This window comes from Flavobacterium sp. 9AF (assembly GCF_902506265.1).
GTDB lineage: Bacteria > Bacteroidota > Bacteroidia > Flavobacteriales > Flavobacteriaceae > Flavobacterium.
Genome location: NZ_LR733568.1, coordinates 1 through 7,630, shown reverse-complemented (window position 1 = coordinate 7,630; position 7,630 = coordinate 1). Strand labels below are relative to the sequence as shown.

General features: G+C 28.4%; 6 protein-coding genes. All 6 read left to right on the top strand.

Translation table 11 applies throughout. From position 1 onward, the window contains the following. The first annotated feature begins 154 nt into the window (after positions 1-154). On the top strand, positions 155-2,077 hold the full coding sequence (locus tag HALO113_RS14910; RefSeq protein WP_159779886.1) for a putative porin: 1,923 nt from the start codon (positions 155-157) through the stop codon (positions 2,075-2,077). 170 nt (positions 2,078-2,247) lie between these two features. Continuing rightward, positions 2,248-3,609, top strand: coding sequence for a pyridoxal-phosphate dependent enzyme (locus tag HALO113_RS14905; RefSeq protein WP_159779885.1), 1,362 nt, complete (start codon positions 2,248-2,250; stop codon positions 3,607-3,609). A gap of 114 nt (positions 3,610-3,723) precedes the next feature. After that, positions 3,724-4,992 (top strand): DUF2851 family protein, encoded by a 1,269-nt coding sequence (locus HALO113_RS14900; RefSeq protein ID WP_159779884.1) that lies wholly within the window; start codon positions 3,724-3,726, stop codon positions 4,990-4,992. Between the two features lie 28 nt (positions 4,993-5,020). Continuing rightward, the gene (locus HALO113_RS14895; protein ID WP_130736420.1) at positions 5,021-5,239 is read left to right on the top strand and encodes a PspC domain-containing protein; all 219 of its coding nucleotides are present in this window, start codon (positions 5,021-5,023) and stop codon (positions 5,237-5,239) included. A gap of 83 nt (positions 5,240-5,322) precedes the next feature. After that, positions 5,323-7,143, top strand: a complete 1,821-nt coding sequence (locus HALO113_RS14890) for a sodium-dependent transporter (protein ID WP_159779883.1) — start codon at positions 5,323-5,325, stop codon at positions 7,141-7,143. A gap of 17 nt (positions 7,144-7,160) precedes the next feature. Continuing rightward, complete coding sequence (locus HALO113_RS14885) at positions 7,161-7,319, top strand: hypothetical protein (RefSeq protein ID WP_201297666.1); 159 nt, start codon at positions 7,161-7,163, stop codon at positions 7,317-7,319. Positions 7,320-7,630 lie beyond the last annotated feature (311 nt).

The following is a 7,630-nucleotide window of genomic DNA, read 5'->3' as shown; positions in this document are numbered from 1 at the left end:
GGTATATATTATATAAAATTGTATTCTAAAGAAAAAAGTATCAATAAAAAGTTTGTGAAAAATTAAAAAAATTATAAAATATTTAAGACCTACTACATAGTAGGTCTTTTTTTATTCCCTAATTTTCTTTTACATTTGCCTATATTTATTTAAGATGAAAAAAAATCTGATTATTTCTTTATTTTTAATTGTGTTTTCAACTTATTCCCAAAAAAGAGCAAGTAATTTAGATAACACTGTTTTGGATTCTACTAGGGTCTTTAATCCTGAGAAGAAAGTTCAGACTGAAAAACCACCAATCGATTTATATAAAATCTATACACTTCAAAAAGATACAACTTATGTAGATACTACTTTATCTATAAAGAAGGAATATAAATTTAATCTTTTACGAAAAGATATTTTTGGACTTTTGCCTTTTGCAAACGAAGGACATACATATAATACGTTACAATATTCATTAGTGAATAAGCAAGTAATGCCTAATATGGGTTTTACGGGAAAGCATTTTAATTATTTAGAAGTTAATGATGTAAAATATTATAATGTTCCAACACCTTTAAGTGATATGTATTTTAAAACGGTTATGGAACAAGGACAATCACTAGATGCCTTTTTAACAGTAAATACAAAGCCAAATCTTAATTTTTCAATTGCTTACAAAGGACTACGTTCTATAGGAAAATATATAAACAATATTTCAAGTTCAGGAAATTTTAGGTTCACATCAAGTTATTTTACTAAAGATAAAAGATATATTCTTAATGCACATTTTACCGGACAAGATATTTCAAATCAAGAGAATGGAGGAATAAAAGATTTGGACAAATTTGAATTAAGCGAACCTCCATTTAATGAAAGAGAACGTTTGGATGTTTATTTTAACGACGCTACTTCACTACTTAAAGGGAATCGTTTTTTTGTAGATCATTCTTTTAAACTTAATAAAGAGAATCCAAATAGTTTGGTGTTTTATCATCAATTTAATCATGAATATAAGTTTTTTAATTTTGAACAAAAAACCGCTAATTCAAGATTTGGTAGTTCTTATTCAAATGGTGTAAATAATAAAACGAGATATAATCACTTGTATAATAAAATAGGTGTTGGCTTTACTACAAAAAAATATGGTGAATTAATTTTCTTTATAGATGATAATGCCTATAATTATTTTTATAAAAGCATTGTCTTTGATAATTCGGGTAATACACTAGTGCCAAATGCAATAAACGATAGAATCAATAGCATAGGAGGAAATTATACTTATTTTGGATCTAATTTTAAAGCAAATCTGTTAGTAACAAATGCTATAACAAAGCAAGCCGTTTCAAATGTTCAAGCCACTTTTGATTATACAATTAATGATGATTATCAATTTCAATTTCAATATCAAAAAATATCAAGTTTACCTAATTTAAATTATAGCTTATACCAGAGTAGTTATGTAAATTATAATTGGGTAAATAATTTTAGCAATGAAAAAAGAAATCAATTTAAATTATTAGCTAATACAAAATGGATTAATTTAGAAGGAGAATTTATAGTTTTAGACGATTATTTGTATTTTGATAATGTAAATAATGATATTACCTCTCTCAAAGTACAACCTTTTCAAAATTTAAATACTATAACTTACACTTCAGTTAAAGCGAGTAAAGATATTAAGGTTTGGAAGTTTGGATTAGATAATACAATCTTATATCAAAACGTTGTAAATGCAGATAATACCTTAAATGTGCCTCAATTCGTAACTAGAAATTCATTATATTTTTCTGAACATGTTTTCAAAAAAGCAATGTTTATACAAACAGGAATAGTTTTTAACTATTTCACTAAATATTATGCAAATGATTATAATCCTTTATTAGGTGAGTTTTATGTTCAAAATGAAACTAAGATTGGTGGTTTTCCAATGTTTGATTTTTTTATAAATGCAAAAGTAAGGCAAGCGAGATTGTTCTTAAAAGCAGAACATTTCAACTCATCCATGACAGGTTATAATTTTTATTCAGCTCCAAATTATCCTTATCGAGACTTTATTGTGCGTTTTGGTATCGTTTGGAATTTCTTTAGTTAATCGGTAACGAAAGACTGTTGCTTCCTTGTCATCCTTATTCCTGCTGTACGCTTTAGTTCTTAAACAAGTTTAAGAAGCTATCGCTTCCATCAGGGTTACTAAGCTATTCATTTTCATTTTTGTATTCATAATATTCACACTATCTTTGCAAACAATATTTATAGAATAAAATGAAATTCGCTAAAAACATACTAGAAACAATTGGTAATACACCTTTAGTAAAAATCAACAAATTAACACAGGAAATAGAGGCTTTAGTCTTAGCTAAAGTGGAAACTTTTAATCCAGGAAATTCTGTAAAAGACAGAATGGCTGTAAAAATGATTGAAGATGCAGAAGCCGACGGGAGATTAAAGCCAGGAGGTACAATTATAGAAGGAACTTCTGGAAATACAGGTATGGGATTAGCATTAGCAGCCATCGTAAAAGGATATAAATTAATATGTGTTATCTCAGATAAACAATCCAAAGAAAAAATGGATATTCTTAGAGCGGTGGGTGCAAAAGTAGTAGTTTGTCCTACCGATGTAGAACCTACCGATCCGCGTTCGTATTATTCGGTGTCAAAACGTTTAGCATCTGAAACTGAAAATGCTTGGTATGTAAATCAATACGATAACCCAAGTAATGCGATTGCACATTATGAACAAACAGCTCCAGAAATTTGGGAACAAACAGAAGGTAAAATTACACATTTTGTAGTTGGTGTTGGTACAGGAGGAACTATTTCGGGTGTAGCTAAATATTTAAAAGAAAGAAATCCTAATGTAAAAGTTTGGGGAATAGATACCTATGGTTCTGTTTTTAAAAAATATCATGAAACTGGAATTTTCGACGAGAACGAAATCTATTCTTACATTACAGAAGGTATTGGAGAAGATATCTTGCCAAAAAATGTAGATTTTTCATTAATTGACGGTTTTACAAAAGTAACGGATAAAGATGCTGCTGTTTATACACGTAAGTTAGCTTTAGAAGAAGGCATTTTTGTAGGTAATTCTGCCGGAGCTGCAATAAAAGGAGTGCTTCAGTTAAAAGAACATTTTAAACCAGAAGATGTGGTAGTTGTTTTATTTCATGATTCTGGTAGTAGATATGTGGGTAAAATGTTTAATGACGATTGGATGCGTGAAAGAGGTTTCTTAGAAGAAGAAGTGACCAAAGCTATCGATTTGATCAAAGAACATCAAGATAAACCTTTAATTGTTGTTCGTACCGAAGAATTAGTTTCTCATGCTATTGAACGTCTAAAAAAATATAAAATCTCACAGATTCCTGTTGTAGATACTACTGGTTTTGTAGGTAGTTTAGATGAAACAGATTTGTTTAGAAGTTATATTGAAGATAAAAATATCGCTGATAAACCTATAAAAGATGTTATGGGCAAACCTTTTCCTATAGTGAAAGCAAATACTCCTATTGAAGATGTGTCTAAATTAATTAATAAAGACAATCAAGCTGTTCTGGTTGAATTAGAAAATGGTAAATATCATATTATTACGAAACATGATGTTATCAGTTCTATAAAATAATCTTTAAAAATATGTAAAAGACAAGAACCTGTAAATTAATGATTTGCAGGTTCTTGTTTTTTATGTATATTTGTCCTTTATATATGCCAAAAATATTTTTATACGCCTTATACAATGAAAGAAGACTTCTTACATTACGTTTGGTTATACAAAAAACTAAATGTAAATCATCTCAAAACCATTAAAGGAGAAAATCTTCAAATTCTCCATTTTGGACACTATTTGCAAACTGCAGGCCCCGATTTTTTTAATGCACAAATTATATTAGGAAACCAAAAATGGGCCGGAAATATTGAAATTCATGTTAAGTCATCAGATTGGTATCTACATCATCATGAAAAAGATGAAAAATACGACAATGTTATCTTACATGTAGTTTGGGAATACGATATGGAGGTATATCGAAAAGATAATTCAGAAATTCCTATTTTAGAATTAAAGCAATATGTAAATTCAAATGATTATCTCAATTATACTTATTTATCAAAAAAGAAATCATGGATAAACTGTGAAAATCAAATTACATCTATAGATTCTTTTATATTTAATAATTGGATGGAACGTCTATTTTTTGAAAGAGTAGAAACAAAATCTAAATTAATTTATAACTTGTTAGAAGAAACTAAAAACGATTGGGATAGTGTTTTATTTTGTTTGTTAGCTAAAAATTTTGGATTGAATACAAATGGAGATGTATTTTTAAAAATGGCTAAAATAATCCCTTTTAGTGTTATAAGAAAGGAAAAGGAAAATGAAGAAAATTTAGAAGCTTTATTTTATGGTATTACAAATTTACTTGAACAAGATAATGAGGATAGTTATTTTCAAATATTGAAAAAGAAATGGTTTTTTCTAAAAGAAAAATATCAATTAAAAAATAACGTTTTTGAAGATTTGCAATTTTATAAACTACGACCCGACAATTTTCCAACGATAAGATTATCACAATTAGCCGCTTTATATCATTCAATTCCTAACCTTTTTGAATATTGTATCTCAATTAAAGATTGTGATTCATTTTATAATATGTTTAACGTTGTAGCAGGTGTATATTGGGATTATCATTATAATTTTGATAAAAGAAGCTCAATTAGAAAAAAGAGATTAACGAAAGAATTTATAGATCTACTAATTATTAATACTATTATTCCTATTCAATTTACTTATTCTAATTATTTAGGAAAAGATAATTCGGAAGCTATTTTAGCTTTGCTAAGACAGTTGAAGTCAGAAAAGAATAAAATTATAAATCAATTCGAATATTTTGGAGTAATTTCTGAATCAGCATTAGAATCACAAAGCTTATTACATCTAAAAAAAAACTATTGTGATAACAATAAATGTTTAGAATGTACTATTGGAATAAACTTAATTAAGAATTAATTATATTTGAATAAATTATTAAAGTAAAATGTATAAAATACTACACTTTTTTGAAAAACACGGTTTCTTTGTAGCCACTAGATTAGCAGATAAATTAGGAATGAGAGCTACTAATGTGAGATTATTTTTCATATATATATCCTTTGTTACAGCTGGTTTAGGTTTTGGGTTTTATCTCACATTAGCTTTTTTATTAAAGTTAAAAGACATGATTTATACAAAGCGTTCTTCGGTGTTTGATTTATGAATACTGATTGTCAAAAGCTTAAGTGTTCTTTGTTTTTTGGATACTTTTCTTATCTTTGAAAAATTAACAACCAATAAAAAAATATGTCAACAAAATCAGAATCATGGGGTTCTAGGGTAGGACTCATATTAGCAATGGCAGGAAATGCTGTAGGATTAGGAAATTTCCTTCGTTTTCCTGTACAAGCTGTTCAAAATGGAGGTGGAGCATTTATTATTCCTTATTTAGTTTGTTTTTTAGTAATGGGTATTCCATTGTTATTCATAGAATGGTCTTCAGGTCGTTTTGGAGGTCGTTATGGAAATCATAGTACTCCATATATATTAGACACAATGGCAAAAGGGAGAATATGGAAATATATTGGAGTTTTTGGGATTTTTACCAATATAGCTGTTGCTGCTTATTATTGTTATATCGAGTCATGGACAATTTCATATGTTTATCACTCTGTAGTAGGTACATTTAATGATATGAGTCAAGCGGATGTGGCAAACTTTTTTCAATCTTATACAAATGTAACAGAATCTACTACTGGAATTCCTTATGAAGCGGTTATTTTTTATATTATTTGTTTACTGTTAAATACCTATATTCTTTCAAAAGGACTTGGAGGTATTGAAAAAGTGGCAAAAATTGGAATGCCTTTGTTAATATTATTCGGGGTGGTTTTAGCTGTTAGAGGGTTGACTTTAGGAACTTCTGGGGCTTCAGATATTTTTCCTGATGCTAACGCTTGGGATGGATTGAACTTTTTGTGGACACCGCAATTTGATTCACTTACTAGTCCTAAGGTTTGGTTAGCGGCGGCAGGTCAAATTTTCTTTACTCTTTCCGTAGGTATGGGAACTATTCATTGTTATGCTTCTTATCTTAAATCGAGAGATGATATTGCATTAAATTCTGTTTCGGCAGGTTTTATGAACGAGTTTGTGGAGGTAGTCTTAGGTAGCTTGATTGTTATTCCTATTGCAGCAGGTTATTTAGGATTGGATTGGGTAATTCAAAACGCTGGTTTTGGTATGGCTTTTCAAACTATGCCTTATTTATTTCAACAATGGGGTAGTGCTTTAGCAGTAGTAGCTGGGGTATGTTGGTTTGGATTGTTATTTTTTGCAGGAATAACTTCTTCTTTAGCTATGGGGACGCCTTGGATGGGCTTTATGAAAGATGAATTTGGATGGGAAAAGAACAAAGGAGCTTGGTCATTTGGTGCTTTGGTACTTTTAATGGGGTTGCCTACTGTTATTTTTTATAATGAAGGACTATTTGATCAATATGATTATTGGGCAGGTACAGTAAGTTTAGTTGTATTTGCATTTTTAGAAACGATATTATTTTCTTATATTTTTGGTATTAAGAAAGGTTGGGCCGAACTTAATCAAGGTGCAGATATTAAAATTCCTAATTTTTATAAATACGTAATTTTAATAATTACTCCTCTATTACTTGGTTGGGTACTTGTTTCGAGTGTTCCAGATTGGATTGATAAAGTTAAAGATGCTGATACAAACAATAAAGAATGGTTTGCAAGTGAATTTTATGCAGAAAATTTTGAATCCTCGGGTGTAAAAGCAGGTTTAGTTGAAGAAGCTAATGATAGTGTAATCAAATTTTCATTTGATGATGAAAAAAAAGTTTTTGATAAAGAAACAAAAAAAGTTAAAATGATAACTTTTAAAAACTTTAAAGAATATAAGTTTGATGTAGAAAGAAATCAAAATATTGTAGTAAAAAAAGGAGATCTTGTGAAGCCTAGCGATGTTATTGCTAAGGGAAGTTTTACAAATAATACATTATATAAATTTATTGGAAGAATCTTGTTATTGTCTCTTTTTGTTTTTATAAGTATTATAGTTTATTTCGCTTATAAAAAAAGAGTAAAAGAAAATAGAGCAACTTTATAATATAAAAAACACTAAAGATGAATACAGAAGCTTTAATAACAATGTTAGTTTCACAAGGAATAGTGATTGTTTTTGCAGGTTATTTTTTCTATAAAGTATTAACGATTCCTCCGAAACAGGAACCAGATTCATTTAGCGAAAATGATGATGAAATCGTAAGACAAAATGAAAAATAATTCTTTAAATAATAAGAATTTGAAATAATTTGTTTTGAAAAAGCAAATAAAAAATTTGAAATCCTACTTTCTATTTTCAACTGAGCATAGAAGTGGGATTTTTTTATTGTTTATTTTGGTTATACTTCTACAACTAATTTTTTATGTTGTGAAGACAAATGTTTTTTTTGCAACTCCCAAAAATGAAAATGATTTAGAATGGATGTTGGTTCAAAATAAAATAGATAGTTTAAAAAAAAATGTTGCACAGTCAAACTATCATATTTATCCTTTTAATCCTAATTTTATTACTGACTATAAAGGTTATATGT

Bases quoted from the DNA above. Each gene is read 5' to 3' on its own strand.
- HALO113_RS14910 (WP_159779886.1), top strand. From the start codon at position 155: ATGAAAAAAAATCTGATTATTTCTTTATTTTTAATTGTGTTTTCAACT.
- HALO113_RS14905 (WP_159779885.1), top strand. From the start codon at position 2,248: ATGAAATTCGCTAAAAACATACTAGAAACAATTGGTAATACACCTTTA.
- HALO113_RS14900 (WP_159779884.1), top strand. From the start codon at position 3,724: ATGAAAGAAGACTTCTTACATTACGTTTGGTTATACAAAAAACTAAAT.
- HALO113_RS14895 (WP_130736420.1), top strand. From the start codon at position 5,021: ATGTATAAAATACTACACTTTTTTGAAAAACACGGTTTCTTTGTAGCC.
- HALO113_RS14890 (WP_159779883.1), top strand. From the start codon at position 5,323: ATGTCAACAAAATCAGAATCATGGGGTTCTAGGGTAGGACTCATATTA.
- HALO113_RS14885 (WP_201297666.1), top strand. From the start codon at position 7,161: ATGAATACAGAAGCTTTAATAACAATGTTAGTTTCACAAGGAATAGTG.